The following is an 18,657-nucleotide window of genomic DNA, read 5'->3' on the forward strand; positions in this document are numbered from 1 at the left end:
CGGAACCCGTCAAGGGCCGCAATGCGCTCAAGGGCCGGCCAGGGGCCCGAACCGGTCCGGGTGTCTCAGCATGAGATGCTGCAGCAGGATCACCGACTTGGCGTCCCGCAGCCGGCCTTCGGCCAGCAGGCGCGCCGCCTCGGCAAAGCCGACCTCCAGCACCTCGATGTCCTCGCCTTCCGCCACGAGGCCGCCACCCGCGGCACGGGCAGCGCCGTCATACCCGGCGAGAAACAGGTCGGCGCGCGCCCCGAGGATGCCCGGACTGGTGTAGCAGACCATCACCGGCGTCAGGCTCAGGGCCGCGACGCCGAACTCCTCCAGAAGCTCGCGCCGCGCCCCGTCGGCCGCGTCCTCCCCCTCCTCCAGCCGACCGGCACAGACTTCGAACGGGCGCGGATCCCCCTGGTCCACCAGCATGGGCACGCGCAACTGGCGGCACAGGAGCAGGCAGCCACGCTCCAGATCGAGCGGCAGCACCGCCACGACGTTGCGGCCATAGCGGACAATCTCCCGGGTGATCTCCTGGTGGCCACCGTCGCGCCGGCGCTGGCGCAAGGTGACTTCCTCGACCGTCGCCCGGCCCCGGTAGACCTCGCGCCGGGAGAGGATCTCGATGCCGGCGGCATCCCCGGCGAGGGAGGCGGCGGGCGGGACGGACGGCTTGCTCATCGGACCCTGGTCATGGCGGGCGTCATGCTCCTGTTCGGTGTCCGATGCAGGATAGCCGCGCGACACAAATTCGCGCCAGACGCGAAACTGTCATTTGACATGACGCATGATTCAGGTTTCATATTTGGCATCCGGTTGCCGCCGTACCGGCCTGCCCGACCCGGACCCGCGCGACATGAACCAGCGCAGCACGGCTTTTGCCGCAAGCACGGTTCGGCCCGGTCAGGTCTGGACATCAGTTCGGCATGTGCCCCATCGCCACCGCAGCCCCGCCCGGGGCTGGACTGATCTTGCAAGGGATTTGCGGGGCCGGATGTTTCAGGGCGCGGGGGAGCGCGTCCGGCACTCGGGAGGATGTTGCCCATGAAATCGAACTTGCAGTCGACGTTGAGACGCCTGGCGCTGGCCACCGTCTTCGGCCTTGCCGCTGCCGCCCCGCTTGCGGGACTGGTCAGCCCGGCCCAGGCGGAGGACATCCGCATCGCCCATGTCTATGACAAGACCGGCCCGCTGGAAGCCTATGCCAAGCAGTCGCATATCGGCCTGATGATGGGTCTCGAATACGCCACCGGCGGCACCATGGAAGTGAACGGCCGCAAGCTGGTGGTGATCGAGAAGGACACCCAGACCAAGCCGGACATCGCCAAGGCCGTGCTCGCGGAAGCCTATGGCGACGACAATGCCGACATCGCGGTTGGCCCCGTTGCCTCCGGTGTTGCGCTGGCCATGCTGCCGGTTGCCGAGGAATACGAGAAGCTGCTGATCGTCGAGCCGGCCGTGGCCGACAGCATCACGGGCGAGGCCTGGAACCGCTACATCTTCCGCACCGGCCGCAACTCCTCGCAGGACGCCATCGCCAACGCCGTCGCGCTCGGCAAGGAGGGCGTGACCATCGCCACGCTGGCGCAGGACTATGCCTTCGGCCGCGACGGCGTGGCCGCGTTCAAGGAAGCGCTCGGCCCGACCGGCGCCAAGCTGGCCTTCGAGGAATATGTCCCGACCGACACCCAGGACTTCACCGCCAGCGCCCAGCGCATCTTCGACGCGATGAAGGACCAGCCGGGCCGCAAGTTCCTGTTCGTGATCTGGGCCGGTGCCAACAACCCGATCGGCAAGATCAAGGCCATGGAGCCGGAGCGCTTCGGCATCGAGATCGCCACGGGCGGCAACATCCTGGCCGCGATGGCCGCCTACAAGGCGCTGCCGGGCATGGAAGGCGCGACCTATTACTACTACGACATCCCGAAGAACCCGGTGAACGACTGGCTGGTCGCCGAGCACCGGAAGCGCCATGAGTCGCCGCCGGACTTCTTCACCGCCGGTGGCATGACGGCCGGCATCGCCATTGTCGAGGCGATCAGGAAGGCCGGGTCGACCGAAACGGAAGCGCTGATCACCGCCATGCAGGGCATGGAGTTCCAGACGCCCAAGGGCAAGATGGTGTTCCGTCCCGAGGACCATCAGGCGCTGCAGTCGATGTATCACTTCAAGATCAAGGTCGATCCGAACGTGGCCTGGGGCATCCCGGAACTCGTGCGCGAGCTGACGATCGAGGACATGAACATCCCGATCCGCAACAAGAAGTAAGCTGGTCAGTCAGGCCGGACAGGGTTTGGCCGGATGCCGTGCAGCGTGCCCTCTTTCCTCTCCCCTTCGTGGGGAGGGGGTGGAGGATGAGCAAATGGTGCGGGTCTGGGCCTGAAACCAAGTGCCGCAGCCTCCTCTCCCCCCTTGAGGGGGAGATGCCCCCGGATGGGGGCAGAGGGGGGTACCAGGCACTCTCGTCTCGCGCTGACTGCGCTGGACCGCCGTGCCCCCCTCTGTCTGCTGTCGCAGACATCTCCCCCTCAAGGGGAGAGAGGGGCGCTGCGTCTCGCCGGGGCTGCCGTGGCCCCGGAACACCAATCTCGCCTTCCCCGCAACCCCGCATGGAACGATCCAGTGGCGCGTGAACATCCCATTCTGGAAACCCATGAGCTGACGATCCGCTTCGGCGGGCATGTGGCCGTGGACCATGTCAGCTGCGCCTTCGAGCGCGGCACGCTGACAGCCATTGTCGGACCGAATGGCGCCGGCAAGACGACCTACTTCAACCTGATCTCCGGCCAGCTCCGGGCGAGCCATGGCAAGGTCGTCCTGAACGGCGAGGACATCACGCGGCTCGGCGTCCCGGACCGGACGCTGAAGGGCATCGGCCGGGCGTTCCAGCTCACCAACCTGTTTCCCACCCTGACGGTGCGCGAGAATGTCCGGCTGGTTGCCCAGGCCAAGGCCAACCTCGGCCTTGATCTCTTCTCCATGGCCGACAGCCACGTCGGCCTGATCGAGCGGGCCGAACATGTGCTGGCCGAAGTGCGCCTGCTCGACAAGGCCAACCAGACGGTCAGCGCCCTGCCGCATGGCGACCAGCGCAAGCTGGAAGTGGCGCTGCTGATCGCGCTGGGACCGCAGGTGCTGATGTTCGACGAGCCGACCGCCGGCATGAGCGTCGACGAGGTGCCCGTGATCCTGAAGCTGATCCAGGAGCTGAAGGCCGACAAGGATCGCACCATCCTGCTGGTCGAGCACAAGATGGACGTGATCCGCACCCTCGCCGACCGCATCATCGTGCTGCACAACGGGGCGCTGGTCGCCGATGGCGAACCGGCCGCGGTGATCAGTTCGGCCGTGGTGCAGGAAGCCTATCTCGGCAAGCGCGTGACGGAGGCTGCCCATGGCTGACCCGCTTCTGACGCTGGACGGCGTCCATACCCACATCGGGCCCTATCACATCCTGCAGGGCGTTTCGCTGACCGTGCCGCAAGGCGGAGTGTCGGTGCTGCTCGGCCGCAACGGCGCGGGCAAGACGACCAGCTTGCGCACCATCATGGGCCTGTGGCGGGCGAGCCGGGGCGAGATCCGCTTCGACGGCCGGGCCATCACCCAGCTGGACACGCCGTCGATTGCCCGCGCCGGCATTGCCTATGTGCCGGAAAACATGGGCATCTTCACGGACCTGACGGTGGCGGAGAACATGACGCTCGCCGCCACGTCCGGGCCGATCGACGCCAGGCGGCTTTCCTGGGTGCAGGACCTGTTCCCGCCGATCCGCACCTTCTGGACCGCGTCGGCCGGGACCCTCTCAGGCGGGCAGAAGCAGATGCTGGCCGTGTCGCGCGCGATCATCGAGCCGCGTCGCCTGATCCTGATCGACGAACCGACCAAGGGGCTGGCCCCGGCGATCATCGCCTCGATGACCGATGCGCTGCGCCAGCTCAAGGAAACCGAAACCACCATCCTGCTGGTCGAGCAGAACTTCGCCATGGCCTCGAGCCTCGGCGACACGGTGGCCGTGATGGATGATGGCCGCATCGTGCATGCCGGCGACATGGCCACGCTGGTGGCCGATGCCGGCCTGCAGGAGCGGCTGATGGGACTGAGCCTGGAGGCGCATCAATGAGCGAGACCCTGATCCGGCCCCGCATCGAGGCGCGGCCGCTTGCCGAACGACTGGCGGACAAGGCGCCGCTGCTGCTGGTTCCCCTGCTGATGCTGGGCGGGCTGGTGGTGACGGGCAATCCGTCGACCTGGGCAACGCTGACGGTGGCGGGCCTCGCCATGGGGCTGATGATCTTCATCATGGCCTCGGGCCTGACGCTGGTGTTCGGCCTGATGGACATCATCAACTTCGGCCACGGGGCCTTCGTCGCCGTCGGGGCCTTCATCGGCTTCACCGTGCTGACGTGGCTGTCCGGATGGACGGCGCATCCCTCCGTGCTCATGAACCTGGCGGCCATGCTGATCGCCATCACGGTGACCATGCTGGCCACGGGCCTGATGGGCTACGGCTTCGAGAAGGTGATCATCAAGCCGGTCTATGGCCAGCACCTGAAGCAGATCCTAGTCACCATGGGCGGCATGATCATCGCGCAGCAGCTCATCCATGTGGTCTGGGGACCGGACGCGCTGCACCTGTCGCGGCCGCTGGCGCTGCAGGGCTCCTGGGTGATCGGCGACGCGGCCATCGAGAAGTACAGGCTCGTGGCGGTCGGGATCGGACTGGCGCTGTTCGTCGCCATGCGGCATGTGCTCAAGCACACCAAGGTCGGCCTGCTGGTGCGCGCCGGCGTGGAGAACGGCGAGATGGTGGAAGCGCTCGGCTACCGCATCCGCCGGCTGTTCCTCGTGGTGTTCATGGTCGGCTCGGCGCTCGCCGGTCTGGGCGGCGTGATGTGGGGCCTCTATCAGGAAACCATCACCGCGCACATGGGCTCGGAGATCATGGTGCTGGTGTTCATCGTCGTCATCATCGGCGGTCTCGGCTCGGTCGAGGGCTGTTTCATCGGCGCGCTGCTGGTGGGGCTTCTGGCCAACTACACCGCCTTTGCCGCGCCCAAGGTGGCGCTCGTCTCCACCATCGGACTGATGGTGGTGGTGCTGATGTGGCGGCCGCAGGGCCTCTACCCCGTCGTCAAGGCCAAGTGAGGAGCACGCCATGCTGATGAAACTCCTGTCCGGCGACCGGCCGGGAAGCCCGCTGCTGACCGTTGTGCTCGTGCTGATCCTGGTCGGCCTTGCCTTTGCCCCGTTCCTGTTTCCCGGCAGCAAGCCGCTGGAGACGGCCGCGCGCATCTGCATCTTCATCGTGCTGGTGGCAAGCTATGACCTCCTGATCGGCTACACCGGCATCGTCTCCTTCGCCCACACGATGTTCTTCGGGCTCGGCGCCTATGGCACCGCGCTCGGGCTGACGCTGGGCGGGGCCAGCTTTGCCGCAGCCGGGCTCGGCGCGCTGTGCGGGGTGAGCCTCGCGGCGCTGCTGGCGCTGGCCATCGGGCTGTTCTCGCTGCGCGTGAAGGCGATCTTCTTCGCCATGGTGACGCTGGCGATTGCCAGCGCCTTCGCCGTGCTGGTGTCGCAGCTCTCCTTCCTCACCGGCGGCGAGGACGGGCTCAATTACCGGATCCCGCGCGAACTGACGCCGGCGTTCAGGCTGTTCGACGAGCCGGTGCTGGGCCTGCGCATCGATGGCAAGGTGCTGAGCTATTATCTCATCTTCGGCGTGGCGCTGGTGCTGTTCCTTGCTCTGGTGCGGATCGTCAACTCGCCCTTCGGCCGCGTGCTGAAGGCGGTGCGCGACAATGGCTTCCGCGCCGAGGCGATCGGCTACAAGGCCGTGCATTACCGCACGGCGGCGACGGTGCTGTCGGCGATGATGGCGGCGATGGCGGGCGTGCTGCTCGCCTTGTGGCTGCGCTACACCGGCCCGGCGACGACCCTGTCGATGGAGATCATGGTCGACATCCTGCTGATGGTGGTGATCGGCGGCATGGGCACGATGTATGGCGCGGTCATCGGCGCGACGCTGTTCATCCTGGCCCAGACCTACCTGCAGGCCCTGATGGGACTGGCGGAAGGGGCGACGGCGGGCATTCCGCTGCTCTCGGCGCTGGTGGCTCCGGATCGCTGGCTGATGTGGCTGGGCGTCCTGTTCGTGCTGTCGGTCTATTTCTTCCCGACCGGTGTCGTTGGCCGGCTGCGCGCAGGCCGCGCATGAGGGAGGCCCTGAGCGCATCCGGCCTGGTCTACCGGGACAGCGACCCGGACGGCCGCGCGGGGGACGGAAACCGCGCGGCACGGCCGGTGCTGGTGCTGCTGCACGGCTGGTCCTGCCACGGCGGCTTCTTCGCGCCGCAGGTCACGGCCCTTGCCGGCGTGGCGCGGCTGATCGTGCCGGATCTTCCCGGCCATGGCCGCACCGGGACCGCCGTGACGCCCAGCATCGAGGCAGCGGCCGATGCGCTCGCCGGCCTGCTGCGGGAACAGGTACCCGGACCGGTGGTGCTGGCCGGCTGGTCAATGGGCGCCCATGTCGCCTATGCGCTCGCGGAGCGGCATGGCACGGCCGGGGTCCGGGCGCTCGTCAGCCTCGACATGACGCCGAAGGTGCTGAACGACGCCACCTGGTCCGACGGGGTGCGCGACGGACTGGACGGCGCGCGCAACGCCGACGTGCTGGCCGCCATTGCCGGGCGCTGGCCGCAGATGGCCGAGCGGGTGGCGCAGCGGATCTTCGCCCGCGGCACGGTGCCGGACGCGGCCCTCGTGCAGTGGGCAAGGCGCGAGATCAGGGCGGCCGACCCGCGGCTGCTGCAGCCGATGTGGGCCTCGCTGACGCGGCAGGACTTCCGGACGCTGCTTCCCGCCCTCGCCTGTCCGCTGCATCTGGTGCAGGGCGCCCGCAGCGCGCTCTATGGCGAGGGGGTGGCCGACTGGCACCGGCAGCATGTGCCCGGCGTCACGGTGCATCGCCTCGAACGCTCCGGACACGCGCCGCATCTGGAGGAACCCGGACGCGTGAACCGGCTGTTGCAGGAAGTTCTGTGCGGGCAGGCGGAATCCTCCGCTTTGCCTTGAAAGCCCGAGGCATGCACCCTATGTTGCCCGCATCGGCCTCGCACTCGCCAGCCGTACGGGCTTCGACCCAGACAATTTGGGACCCGGAAAGACTGGTTTCAGGCGTGACCCGCCTCAGCGTTTGCCTTTCCCGTTTCTGCCTTGACTGTTTCGTTGCCGCACTGCCCCAGGATGCGCCTGGAGCGGTGGCACTTGACTTAAGCTACCCGGGAAAGGACCTCGCCATGCGCGAAACCGGCACCATCAAGTTCTTCAACCATGACCGCGGCTTCGGCTTCATCACGCCGGAAAACGGCGGCAAGGATGTGTTCGTGCACATCACCGCCTTTGAACGCTCCGGTCTGGGCACGCCGGAAGAGGGCGCCAAGGTGACCTTCATCACCGAGGACGACCGCCGTGGCCGCGGCAAGCAGGCTGCGGATCTCGCGCTCGCCTGAGGGCCGCGCCAGACATCGCGCGCCCGGGTGCCAGACACCAGGGATACGACCAGACGGGGCAGCCTTCGGTTGCCCCGTTTTTTTGTTTGAAGTGATGGGGCAGCCTTCGGTTTCCCCGTTTTTGTTTGAAGTGACGGGGGCGAGACCGGAGCGGCCGGTCAGGCGGCCGTGCGGCGGATGGCATCCTCGACATAGACGAGGGCGCGGCCCTCGCAGACGCGGGTGCCATCGGGCAGTTCGCAGACCGTCTCCAGATCGACCAGATGCTTTTCCGGCCGAAGCCGGGTGATCGTCACCCGTGCGGTCAGCTCGACGTCGAGCGGCACCGGCGCGAGAAACCGCATCTCCTGCTTCAGATAGTTGGTGCCCGGACCCGGCAGGTCGACGCCCAGGAGACAGGAAAACAGCGCCCCGATGAGCGGTCCCGGCACGCCCTCCGCCGGAGACACCGCCGTGCCCGAGAGGCGCGAGAACGCGGCCAGATCCGCGTCCGAGAACCTGCGCGTCAGGCTCGCGCTCTCCCCCACAACAAAGCCCATCATGCGCCTCCTTCGAGCGTTGCCAGACCGGTCAGCACCTCTTCGCCTGTCGCCGCCCGGCTGACACGGATGCCGACCGAGCCAGTCGCCACGCCCCGCTCCAGCTCGATCACCAGTTCCTCGCCGGCAAAGGCGGGATGGGGAAACATCAGCGCCTGCGCCTGATGCCGGTGCCCGGGAAACAGTTCGCCCAGCAGCCCGAACACGCGGGTGTAGATGAGCATCCCGTGCGACACGGTGCGGCCAAAACGGGTGCGGGCGGAAAACGCGGGATCGACGTGGATCGGGTTGTCATCTCCCGACACGGCGGCAAAGGCATCAAACTCCGCCTGGCTCGGCGTCCAGGACCGGCGATGCGGCAAGGGATCGGCTGGTGTCATGCGGGTCTCCGGGGGTTCGGGTCTGGTTTCTTGCGGGGCCTCTCGGCTCCCCTCCCTCTCGGCGGGGCAAGGGAAGGTCGAAGGGCTGGCTCGGCCCCCTCTCCCCCCTTGAGGGGGAGATGCCCCCGGCAGGGGGCAGAGGGGGGTAAGCGGACGATCCGGTCACTCGCAACGCCGGGTATGCCGAACGGCTGAACACCCCCCTCTGTCTGCTTGCGCAGACATCTCCCCCTCAAGGGAGGAGAGGGGCGCTGCGGCGACCGGAGAGGCAATGCAGGACGAACGCCGCACATGCCTCATGTCGCCCCCTCCCCCAGCCTGTCCTTGAGGATGTTCTTGCGCACCTTGCCGGCGGCGGTGCGGGGCAGGTCGGTGACGAGGGAGAAGCTCTTGGGAACCTTGTAGGCGGCGAGCCGCTCGCGGCACCAGGCGGGCAGGTCGGCCACCTCCAGCGCCGCGCCGGGACGGGCAATCAGGAAGGCCGCGCCGACCTCGCCCCATTTCTCGTCCGGCACGCCAATGACCACGGCCTCCAGCACGGCCGGATGGGTCAGCAGCACCCGCTCGACCTCGGCCGGGTAGATGTTCTCGCCACCGGAGATGTACATGTCCTTGATGCGGTCGACGATGAAGTAATAGCCATCCGCATCGCGCCGGGCGATGTCGCCGGTCCGCAGCCAGCCGTCTCCGGTAAGAGAACCGGCCGTCGCCTCCGGGTTGTCCATGTAGCCCGGCGTGATGCCGGGCCCGCGCACCTGCAGCTCGCCCTCCCCCGCGCCCTCGACAACGCGCCCGTCCGCGCCTTCCAGCCGCACCTCGGCGAGGATCTGCGCCTTGCCGACCGAGCCGAGCTTGGCGCTGGCCTGGGCCGGGTCCATGATGAACAGCGTCGGCCCGGTTTCGGTCATGCCCATGCCGTTGCAGATGGTGGCGCCGCGCGCCTGATAGTCGCTGAGGAGCTTCTCCGGCACCGGCGCCCCGCCGCAGACCAGCGAGCGCAGGCGGGCAATGTCGAGATCACCGAAGCGCGGATGCAGCGCCAGCGCCTGATAGATCGCCGGCACGCCGAAGAAGGCGGTCACCTCGCCCTTGTCGATCAGCCGCACCACGTCATCGGCCTCGAACTTGCGCAGGATGGTGGAGCGGCCGCCGAACAGGAACAGCGGCAGGGTGAGGAGATTGATACCGGCAGTGTGGAACAGCGGCAGATAGTTCACCGAGGTGTCGGTGCTGCTGAGATCCGTGGCCTGGACATAGTTGACCGCGTTGGCCCAGGCCATGCCGGCGGTTTGGATCACCGCCTTGGGCAGGCCCGTGGTGCCCGACGTGAAGAGCAGATACCACGGCGCGCTGGCCTTGACGGGTCGTCCCGAAACAGCGGCAGCAGCGGCTGCCTCCGCGTCGGCAATCAGATCCGCCAGCACGAAGGGCGTGTCCATGCCGGGTTCCAGCCCGATGCGGGCAAGGCCATGGCGGGCGGCCAGCTCGCGGGCGACATCCGTGAAGGCCGTGTCATGCAGCAGCACATGCGAGCGGCAGGTGGCAAGCAACGGCGACAGCTCGGCAAAGGGCTGGCGCCAGTTGAGCGGCACCAGCACGAGCCGCGCCTTCTGTGCCGCGAACAGCGCAATGAAGAACTCCGGCCGGTTGAGGCTGAGGATCGGCACCCTTGCCCCCTCCACCAGCCCCATGTCGAGGAGGGCAGCGGCCAGGCGGCTCGCCTGCCGCTCCACCTCGGCAAAGGTGAGGCGCTCTCCCGTTGCCTGGTCGATGAAGGCGACGCGGTCCGGGGTCAGTTCGGCCCGGCGGGCGGCCATGTCGGTCACGTGATCCATCGGTCCTCCAGAGATGTGGTCCGGCCTCCCGGCCGCATTCAGACTTCGGTCAGGCGCGGGCGCTCCCCGCAGCAAAGTCGCGCATGCGCGCCAGCGTGTCGGGGTGGGTGACAAGGGCGAGGAACCGCTGGCGCTCGGCCTCAAGCCGCGCCGCCACCACTGACACCCGCTCCGGCGTCCAGACGCCCGCGCGGGTGGCGGCAAGGCTGCGCGGATCCTTGGCAGCCAGGGTGGCGAGCCAGCCGGCAATCACGGTCTCCACGCCGCCCGGTGCGGCCAGTTCGCTGACCAGACCCAGACGCAGCGCCTCGTCGGCGCTGATCCGGCGGTTGAGAACCTGGATCGACAGGGCCGTGGCCGTGCCGACCCGGTCGGGCAGCAGGGCGGTCCAGCCGCCATCGGGCGCAAAGCCCATGTCGACGTAATAGGGCTGGAAGAACGCCGACGGATCGGCAGCGACCAGATCGCTCGCCAGCACCAGCCCGGTCGAGCCGCCGGTGACCGGGCCATTGAGCGCCGTCAGCACCGGCATCGGGAACGCCAGCAGGTCGAGGATCGCCCCGTTCAGCTCCCCCACCAGATCGGCGGCATAGGCGCTGAGCGCGCCCGCGCTGCCCGCATGGGCGAGAAACCCGGCAATGTCACCGCCAATCGAAAAACTGCGCGCCGCGGAGGCCAGCACCAGCGCCCTTGCCCCGGACTGCCGCGCCACCGCAATGGCGGCTCGCAGATCCGTCAGCAGCTCCGGCACCAGCGCATTGTGGCGACGGCTGCGGGAGAGCGTGATGCGGGCGTGGCCGCCGTCCAGCTGCAGCGCCGCCAGCGGCCCGGCCGCCTCCGTCGCAGCAAGGCTCACGGCTTGTCCCCGCGCGGCTGAAGGCCATGCACGATCAGGTCATGCGCGGCGTCCACCACCTCGGCAACGGGCGTGCGGTCCTCCCAGATGACCGCACGCTCGCCGAGCGCACGGGCAATCCCCATGAGGGCCCATGCGCGAACATCGCAATCGCCGGGCCGGATCTGCCCGGCCGCCTCCGCATCGGCCAGAGCCGAACGGTAGCCTTCCGCGAAACTGCTGAAATAGGCGCGATAGGCCGCCGGATCGACGAACAGCGCCTCCTGGATGATGCGGTAGAGATCCGGATGGGCGGCGACAAAGTCGAGGAAGCCGCGCAGGCCCGCCTTTTCCGCATCAAGCCGGTCGGGAATGTTCGCGGTCGCCTGCGTCAGCGCCCGGCGGACAAGACGGCCCATCTCCAAGACCAGCTCGGAGAAGACCTCCTCCTTGCTCTTGAAGTAGATGTAGAAGGTGCCCTGCGCGCATCCGGCCTCGCGCGTGATCGCGCCGATGGACGCCTCGCTGAAGCCCTTCGCGCCGATCACCCGCTCGGCCGCATCCAGGATCGCCCGGCGCGTCGCCTCGCCGCGCGCCGTCTTGGGCTGGACGCCGCGCGGCTCTTCCGCCTCGGCGACCGGACCCGCAGGCACAGGCGCTGCCTTCGCCTTGCGTGGCCGGGGAGTTGCGGCTTCGGTTCGGACTTGACGCCTGCGTTCGCTCACGGGACACCTTTGTCTGGCCAGCGCGCCCGCAGGCGCACCAACATGAAACATGAATCACTATTCATGTTTTGGGCCTGATTGCAAGCCCGTGCTGCGCTTCACGGGCGAAGGGGGCCGCCGGCGTGTCGTGGCGCGGTCACGGACACGGTGACTGCGGGTCCAGACCCATGATCCCCGTCGCCTTCCTCCCGGGCGCAGCGAAGCGAAGACCCGGGACCGGAGAGCCAATCTGCCTCCGGTTCCCTCGCATGGGATCCTCGAAACCTCGACCCTCCTGTCCCGGCTCGAGCTGACGCTCGTCAGGGATGACGACGGTGTGTCGAGGTGCGTCGTTACTCTCGGGCCTCTCCGTCGTCGCTTTCCAATGGCCGCACCGGGTCGGCCCCGTTGCGCAGGGCCTCCAGCGCCTGCATGCGCTGCTCGCTGCGCTGCCAGTTTTCGCGGGTCACGCCGGCAATCAGCACTTCCGCGACAGCCATCAGCGCCGTCGAGGAATCCCAGGGCGACGGCACGGCGACGCGCACGGGCAGCACGTGCTGCGAGATCCGGGCGACGGGCGACATCCAGCTGTCGGTGATGAGGCCGACGGTGACGCCCTGCCTGGCCGCCGCCTCGGCAAAGCGCACGATGCCGGCCTGATAGCGACGGATGTCGAAGACGACGAGCACGTCCTTCGGCCCCATGCCGATGAGCTGGTCGAGCCAGTTGCTCTCCTGCCCGGCCAGATGGTGCACGCCCGGCCGGACAATGCGCAGATGCGCGGCCATGTAGCGTGCCAGCGCATCGGTGAAGCGGCCGCCGAGCAGGTAGACCGTCCGCCGCTCGTCCGCGAGCAGCCGGACGAAGGCCTCGATCTCGCGGGCGGGAAGATGCTGGAACGTCTCGCGCAGGTTCTCGACCAGCTTGTCGGCATAGGCGTTGCCGCAACCGGTGTCCGCGGATGGCAACGCCAGATCCCGCGCGAGCGGCGCCTTGAGCTGGTTCTCGATTTCGGATTTCAGGCGGCGCTGGAACTCGGGAAAGCCCGGAAAGCCGAGCCGCGCGACAAAGCGCAGGATGGTGGGCGAGCTGACGCCGGCGGCATCGGCGAACTGCGCCACCGTCTGCAGACCCAGAAACGGATAGTTCGCCATCAGCGCCTGCGCGGCGCGTCGCTCGGTGGCGGTGAACTCGTCCAGCCGCGCCCGGATCTCCTCGACCAGTGCATGTTCCATGCCCGCTCCCCGTCGGTCCCTGCCGCCCTTTCCGTCGCCTGATCGCGCCGGAATGCCCGGAAGGCCGTTTTGAAGTTTTATGTTTGACAGGCCCCGTTTCCTTGTATCAAATCATACACGGCGCGGCTTGATACGCAATTCTGTAACAAAAAATACAAGCGTTAACGGCCGTTCACATCCAGATGGGGAGGCAGCATGGCACAGCCGGAGAGGCCGTTTGCCAGCGATGGGACAGCTGTGTCCGTCGAGAACCGCAACGGCAGCAGCGACTATGTGCTGGTGTGCGACCACGCCTCGAATTTCATTCCCGAGGCCTACGGGGACCTCGGGCTGAGCGCCGAGGCCCGGGTGGCCCACATCGCCTGGGATCCGGGTGCGCTCGGCACGGCGCAGGAGATGGCGCGCCTTCTCGACGCGCCGCTCGTCTATCCGCGCATCTCGCGCCTGATCATCGACTGCAACCGCGACCACGCGGCGCATGACCTCATCCCGGCGATCAGCGAGACCACGCGCATTCCCGGCAACGAGAACCTGGGCGAAGAGGAGCGCAAACAGCGCATCGCGCTGGCGCATGCGCCCTTCCACAGCGCCATCGAGACGCTGGTGGCGGAGCGGGCGCGGGCCGGCAAGCGCAGCGTCATCGTCTCCGTCCACACCTACACCCCGGTCTACAAGGGCGTCGCGCGGCCCTGGGAAATCGGCATCATCGCCGACAAGGACCGGCGGCTCGGCGACGCGATGATCGCGGCGCTGAAGGCTCCGGGTGACCTGACGGTGGGCGACAACGAGCCCTATTCGCCGGCAGATGGCGTCTATTACACCCTGACCCGCCACGGCGAAGCCCATGGCCGCGCCTGCGCCATGATCGAGATCCGCAACAGCGATGTGGCGACGCCCGAGGCGGAGAAGCAGTGGGGGCAGCGGCTGGGCAAGATCCTGGCGGACAGCCTGCCGGTTCTGGAGGAGGGGGCATGATGCCGGGCTTCGCACGCGCCTATGTCCGCTGGGTTGACGGCTTCAACATCCGTCTCGGCCGGGTCATCATGTATGGCCTGTTCGTGATGATGGCGATCCTGCTGTGGTCGTCCATCTCCAAGACCTTCTTCACCCCCTCGCTCTGGACGCTGGAACTCGCCCAGTTCGCGATGGTGACCTATTATGTCCTCGGCGGCCCCTACTCGCTGCAGGCGGGCGCGCATGTCCGCATGGACCTGTTCTACGCCAACTGGTCGCTGCGCAAGAAGGCCTCGATCGACGCCCTCACGGTGTTCCTGCTGATCTTCTATCTCGGCGTGCTGCTCTACGGCTCGCTTGCCTCGACGGCCTTCTCGCTGGGCTATTTCGACGATCATCCCCTGCTGTTCTACCGGGACCTGATCGTGGCCTTCGTCACCGGCGGTCCGGATGCGGCCGGCGAGGTGATGGGTCATCTGGAACGCAGCCGCACCGCCTTCCGCGCCTACATGTGGCCGATCAAGGTGATCATGACCTTCGGTTTCTTCCTGATGCTGCTGCAGGCCATATCCGAGCTGATCAAGGACATTGCCCGTATTAGTGGAGAAGAGATCTGATGTCCTACGAGATGATCACCCTCTTCATGTTCGCCTCGATGATGCTGATGATGCTGACCGGCCAGCGCGTCTTCGGCGCCATCGGCGGTGTCGCGGCCATTGCGGCGCTGGCGCTCTGGGGCACCGGCTCGACCGACATCCCCTTCGCCCAGGCCATCAAGCTGATGAACTGGTATCCGATGCTGACGCTGCCCATGTTCATCTTCATGGGCTACGTGCTGTCGGAATCGCGCATCGCGGAAGATCTCTACCGCATGTTCCACGTCTGGATGGGGCCGATCAATGGCGGCCTGGCGATCGGAACGATCCTGCTGATGGTGCTGGTGTCAGCCATGAACGGCCTGTCGGTGGCCGGCATGGCCATCGGCGCGACCATCGCCCTGCCCGAGCTGCTGCGCCGCGGCTATGACAAGCGCATGATCTCCGGCGTCATCCAGGCCGGGTCCTCGCTTGGCATTCTCATCCCGCCCTCGGTGGTGCTGGTGCTCTACGCCATGATCGCGCGCCAGCCGGTCGGCAACCTCTGGCTTGCCGGTGTCATCCCTGGCCTGATGATGGCCGCGATGTTCATTGTCTATGTGGCGATCCGCTGCAAGCTGCAGCCGCAGCTCGGACCGGCGCTGCCGAAGGAAGAACGCAACGTGCCGATGCCGGAGAAGCTGCGCCTGTTGTCGGCCGGCCTGCTGCCCATCGGCATCTTCCTCGTGATGATGATCCCCTTCGTGAACGGCTGGACCAGCCTTGTCGAGAGCTCGGCCATCGGCGCCCTGACGGCCTTCGCCGTGGCGCTGGCCAAGCGGCGCATGACCTGGGCCATCTTCCAGAGCTGCGTGAAGCAGACCCTGTTCATCTCCTGCATGTTCATGTGGATCATCCTCGCCGCGCTCGGCTTCGGCGCCGTGTTCGACGGACTGGGGGCGGTGAAGTCGATCGAACACTTCTTCACCGGCGAGCTGGGCCTCAATCCCTGGACGATCCTGATCATCATGCAGCTGTCGTTCCTGGTCATGGGCACGTTCCTCGACGACACGGCCATGCTGGTCATCGTGGCGCCGCTCTACGTGCCGCTGGTTGCCAAGCTGGACCTCGGCATGCCCCCCGACCAGGCCCTGATCTGGTACGGCGTGCTCTACACGATCACGACCCAGATCGCCTATCTGACCCCGCCGTTCGGATACAACCTGTTCCTGATGCGCGCCATGGCCCCGCCGGAGTTCTCGATGCGCGACATCTACGCCTCGATCGTGCCCTTCGTGCTGATCATGGTCCTGGCGCTGGCGATCATCATGATTTTCCCGCAGATTGCCTTGTGGCTGCCGGGACTGGTCTACGGGACCTGACAGCAAGACAGGCGGGCCCGGCCAACGGGCCCGTCATGTGAGGGAGGACGCAAGACCGCCAGGAGCGGCATGACCTGCACGATTTCGACATGCGGACGACCCCCGGCGGGCCACAACAAGGCCAAAGGCCACCTGCCCGGGGTCAGATCACCTTAAAGGGGAGTGACTGGACATGACGAGCAGACGTGAATTCCTGAAGAATGCCGGCCTGACGACGGTTGCCGCCGCCGGTGCCACCACCCTCGCCGCTCCGGCGGTGCTGGGCCAGGCCCCAATCAAGTGGCGCCTGCAGACCTACGCCGGTGCGGCCCTCGGCGAGCATGTGATCAAGCCGGCCATCGATGCCTTCAACAAGGCGGCCAACGGCCAGATGGTGATCGAGCTCTATTACGCCGACCAGCTGGTTCCGACCTCGGAACTGTTCCGCGCCATGCAGAAGGGCACCATCGACGCCGTGCAGTCCGATGACGACTCCATGGCCTCGCCGACGGAAGTGGCCGTGTTCGGCGGCTATTTCCCCTTCGCCACCCGCTACTCGCTGGACGTGCCGGTGCTGTTCAACCAGTACGGCCTGAAGAAGATCTGGGAAGACGAGTATGCCAAGGTCGGCGTGAAGCACATTTCCGCCGGCTCCTGGGATCCCTGCCACTTTGCCACCAAGGACCCGATCACCAAGCTGGAAGACCTGAAGGGCAAGCGCATCTTCACCTTCCCGACCGCCGGGCGCTTCCTGACCCAGTTCGGCGTGGTGCCGGTGACCCTGCCCTGGGAAGACATCCAGGTGGCCGTGCAGACCGGCGAACTGGACGGCATCGCCTGGTCGGGCATCACGGAATGCTACACGGTCGGCTGGGCCGACGTGACCAAGTACTTCCTGACCAACAACATCTCCGGCGCCTGGGTTGGCCACTTCTTCGCCAACAACGACCGCTGGAACGAGCTGCCGGACCATCTCAAGGTGATGCTGCAGCTCGCGATGGACAGCTCGCACCTCTATCGCCAGTGGTGGTACTGGGGCGGCGAGGCGGACCTGCGCGTCAACGGGCCGAAGCTGCAGCTCACCTCGATCCCGGACGACGAGTGGGTGGTGGTCGAACAGGCCTCGCTCGCGTTCTGGGACGAGATCGCGGCTGAATCGCCGGTGAAGGCCCAGGTGGTCGAGATCATCAAGAAGTACAACACCGTCATGGCGAAGGCCGGCCGGCCGTACCGCTACGGCTGACCCCTGCTCCGGCGCCCCGGACCCGTTGCGGTCCGGGGCCTCCCGCACCCTTCCCGGACAACAGGAAAAGTTACATCCAGATGGCTGGAAATCTGACACTCGACGCCCTGAAACTGGCCGCCGCAGAGGGCAGGATCGACACCGTGCTGGCCTGCATCGTCGACATGCAGGGCCGGCTCATGGGCAAGCGCTTCCATGTGCAGCACTTCCTCACCAGCGCGCATGAGGAAACCCACTGCTGCAACTATCTCCTGGCAACGGATCTGGAGATGTACACGGTCGCCGGCTATGCGGCGACGAGCTGGGCCGGCGGCTATGGCGACTATGTGATGAAGCCGGACCTCTCCACGCTGCGGCTGGTGCCCTGGCTCGAAGGCACCGCCATGGTGCTCTGCGACGTGCAGGACCATCACACCCATGCCGACGTGCCGCATTCGCCGCGCGCCCTGCTGAAGACGCAGGTGGCGCGCCTCGATGCCCTCGGCCTGACCGCCATGATGGCGACCGAACTGGAGTTCTTCCTGTTCGCCAGGAGCTTCGACGAGATCCGCAAGTCCGGCTTCCGCGACCTGGAGCCGATCTCGGCCTATAACGAGGACTACCACATCCTGGCCACGACCAAGGAAGAGCATGTGATGCGCCCGCTGCGCAACCATCTCTACGCCGCCGGCATCCCGGTGGAGAACACCAAGGGCGAGGCCGAGGCCGGTCAGGAAGAACTCAACATCCGCTACGCCGATGCGCTGACCTGTGCCGACTATCACTCGATTGCCAAGCATGCGGTGAAGGAGATTGCCTGGCAGCACGGGCACGGCGTGACCTTCCTGCCCAAGTGGCACAAGGACCGCACCGGATCCTCCGCCCACGTGCACCAGTCGCTGTGGACCAAGGACGGCAAGCCGGCCTTCTTCGACGCGTCCAAGCCGCATGGCATGTCGGACCTGATGCGCCAGTACATGGCCGGGCTGATCAAGTATGCGCCGGACTACACCTATTTCCTGGCGCCCTACATCAACAGCTACAAGCGCTTCCAGAAGGGCACCTTCGCGCCGACGCGGATGGTGTGGTCGATCGACAACCGCACCGCCGGCTTCCGGCTCTGTGGCGAGGACACCAAGGGCGTGCGCGTCGAATGCCGCATTGGCGGCTCCGACCTCAATCCCTATCTGGCGCTTGCCGTGCAGATCGCGGCCGGCCTGCGCGGCATCGAGGAGAAGCTGGACCTGGCCCCGGCCATGACCGGCGACCTCTACGAGGCCCAGAAGACGCCGCAGATCCCGCGCAACCTGCGCGATGCGCTGTCGGCGCTGAATGCCTCGTCCATGCTGCGCGAGGCCTTCGGCGACAAGGTGGTTGACCATTACCTGCGCGCAGGCGAATGGGAGCAGGAGGAATTCGACCGCGTGGTGACCGATTACGAGATTGCCCGCGGATTTGAACGCGCCTGAGAGTGGCGGCCCGGCGGACCCGGGCCAGCCGCCTCGGGGCCCC

The 18,657-nt window shown here is 67.0% G+C and carries 19 protein-coding genes; 12 read left to right on the top strand and 7 right to left on the bottom strand.

The genetic code is table 11. The features are described 5' to 3' along the window. Positions 1–27 precede the first annotated feature (27 nt). Entirely contained in the window at positions 28–672 is a 645-nt protein-coding gene (locus tag GWI72_RS12555; protein ID WP_161708825.1) for an NUDIX domain-containing protein, read from the bottom strand. A gap of 363 nt (positions 673–1,035) precedes the next feature. Here GWI72_RS12555 and GWI72_RS12560 point away from each other — a divergent pair, with 363 nt between their 5' ends. The 7 genes from GWI72_RS12560 to GWI72_RS12590 all read left to right on the top strand — a co-directional run bounded on the left by GWI72_RS12560 (position 1,036) and on the right by GWI72_RS12590 (position 7,505). Then, complete coding sequence (locus tag GWI72_RS12560) at positions 1,036–2,259, top strand: substrate-binding domain-containing protein (RefSeq protein ID WP_161676542.1); 1,224 nt, start codon at positions 1,036–1,038, stop codon at positions 2,257–2,259. 354 nt (positions 2,260–2,613) lie between these two features. Beyond that, a complete protein-coding gene (locus GWI72_RS12565; RefSeq protein WP_161708826.1) occupies positions 2,614–3,393 on the top strand; it encodes an ATP-binding cassette domain-containing protein in 780 nt (259 codons plus the stop codon). Continuing rightward, the gene (locus GWI72_RS12570; protein ID WP_161676544.1) at positions 3,386–4,111 is read left to right on the top strand and encodes an ABC transporter ATP-binding protein; all 726 of its coding nucleotides are present in this window, start codon (positions 3,386–3,388) and stop codon (positions 4,109–4,111) included. Before GWI72_RS12565 ends, GWI72_RS12570 begins: the two co-directional genes overlap by 8 nt. Continuing rightward, positions 4,108–5,136, top strand: coding sequence for a branched-chain amino acid ABC transporter permease (locus GWI72_RS12575; protein WP_161676545.1), 1,029 nt, complete (start codon positions 4,108–4,110; stop codon positions 5,134–5,136). Before GWI72_RS12570 ends, GWI72_RS12575 begins: the two co-directional genes overlap by 4 nt. 10 nt (positions 5,137–5,146) lie before the next feature. Further along, on the top strand, positions 5,147–6,208 hold the full coding sequence (locus GWI72_RS12580) for a branched-chain amino acid ABC transporter permease (RefSeq protein ID WP_161676546.1): 1,062 nt from the start codon (positions 5,147–5,149) through the stop codon (positions 6,206–6,208). After that, on the top strand, positions 6,205–7,068 hold the full coding sequence (locus GWI72_RS12585) for an alpha/beta fold hydrolase (RefSeq protein ID WP_161708827.1): 864 nt from the start codon (positions 6,205–6,207) through the stop codon (positions 7,066–7,068). Before GWI72_RS12580 ends, GWI72_RS12585 begins: the two co-directional genes overlap by 4 nt. Positions 7,069–7,292: 224 nt before the next feature. After that, entirely contained in the window at positions 7,293–7,505 is a 213-nt protein-coding gene (locus GWI72_RS12590; protein WP_161676548.1) for a cold-shock protein, read from the top strand. Between the two features lie 158 nt (positions 7,506–7,663). Here GWI72_RS12590 and GWI72_RS12595 read toward each other — a convergent pair whose 3' ends face one another. The 6 genes from GWI72_RS12595 to GWI72_RS12620 form a co-directional block, all read right to left on the bottom strand. Continuing rightward, entirely contained in the window at positions 7,664–8,044 is a 381-nt protein-coding gene (locus tag GWI72_RS12595; RefSeq protein ID WP_161709176.1) for a MaoC family dehydratase, read from the bottom strand. Then, positions 8,044–8,424, bottom strand: coding sequence for a MaoC family dehydratase (locus GWI72_RS12600; RefSeq protein ID WP_161708828.1), 381 nt, complete (start codon positions 8,422–8,424; stop codon positions 8,044–8,046). The genes GWI72_RS12595 and GWI72_RS12600 overlap by 1 nt, the downstream gene beginning before the upstream one ends. Positions 8,425–8,720: 296 nt before the next feature. Next, a complete protein-coding gene (locus GWI72_RS12605; protein ID WP_161708829.1) occupies positions 8,721–10,259 on the bottom strand; it encodes an AMP-binding protein in 1,539 nt (512 codons plus the stop codon). A 49-nt stretch (positions 10,260–10,308) separates the two neighbouring features. Then, positions 10,309–11,115, bottom strand: coding sequence for an enoyl-CoA hydratase/isomerase family protein (locus GWI72_RS12610; protein WP_348272673.1), 807 nt, complete (start codon positions 11,113–11,115; stop codon positions 10,309–10,311). Then, entirely contained in the window at positions 11,112–11,747 is a 636-nt protein-coding gene (locus tag GWI72_RS12615; protein ID WP_348272674.1) for a TetR/AcrR family transcriptional regulator, read from the bottom strand. Before GWI72_RS12615 ends, GWI72_RS12610 begins: the two co-directional genes overlap by 4 nt. 404 nt (positions 11,748–12,151) lie before the next feature. After that, positions 12,152–13,033, bottom strand: a complete 882-nt coding sequence (locus GWI72_RS12620; RefSeq protein ID WP_161676553.1) for a MurR/RpiR family transcriptional regulator — start codon at positions 13,031–13,033, stop codon at positions 12,152–12,154. Positions 13,034–13,228: 195 nt separating this feature from the next. On the opposite strand from GWI72_RS12620, the gene GWI72_RS12625 reads away from it, so the two are divergent. The 5 genes from GWI72_RS12625 (at position 13,229) to GWI72_RS12645 (ending at position 18,614) form a co-directional block, all read left to right on the top strand. Then, a complete protein-coding gene (locus GWI72_RS12625; protein ID WP_161708831.1) occupies positions 13,229–14,008 on the top strand; it encodes an N-formylglutamate amidohydrolase in 780 nt (259 codons plus the stop codon). Beyond that, complete coding sequence (locus GWI72_RS12630) at positions 14,008–14,604, top strand: TRAP transporter small permease subunit (protein ID WP_179956067.1); 597 nt, start codon at positions 14,008–14,010, stop codon at positions 14,602–14,604. Before GWI72_RS12625 ends, GWI72_RS12630 begins: the two co-directional genes overlap by 1 nt. Further along, positions 14,604–15,944: a TRAP transporter large permease gene (locus GWI72_RS12635; protein WP_161676555.1), complete on the top strand. Its 1,341-nt coding sequence runs from the start codon at positions 14,604–14,606 to the stop codon at positions 15,942–15,944. Before GWI72_RS12630 ends, GWI72_RS12635 begins: the two co-directional genes overlap by 1 nt. Before the next feature lie 172 nt (positions 15,945–16,116). After that, on the top strand, positions 16,117–17,166 hold the full coding sequence (locus GWI72_RS12640) for a TRAP transporter substrate-binding protein (protein ID WP_161676556.1): 1,050 nt from the start codon (positions 16,117–16,119) through the stop codon (positions 17,164–17,166). An 80-nt stretch (positions 17,167–17,246) separates the two neighbouring features. After that, positions 17,247–18,614, top strand: coding sequence for a glutamine synthetase family protein (locus GWI72_RS12645; protein WP_161708832.1), 1,368 nt, complete (start codon positions 17,247–17,249; stop codon positions 18,612–18,614). Positions 18,615–18,657: the final 43 nt, after the last annotated feature.

Source organism: Pannonibacter sp. XCT-53 (genome assembly GCF_009915765.1).
Lineage (GTDB): Bacteria > Pseudomonadota > Alphaproteobacteria > Rhizobiales > Stappiaceae > Pannonibacter > Pannonibacter tanglangensis.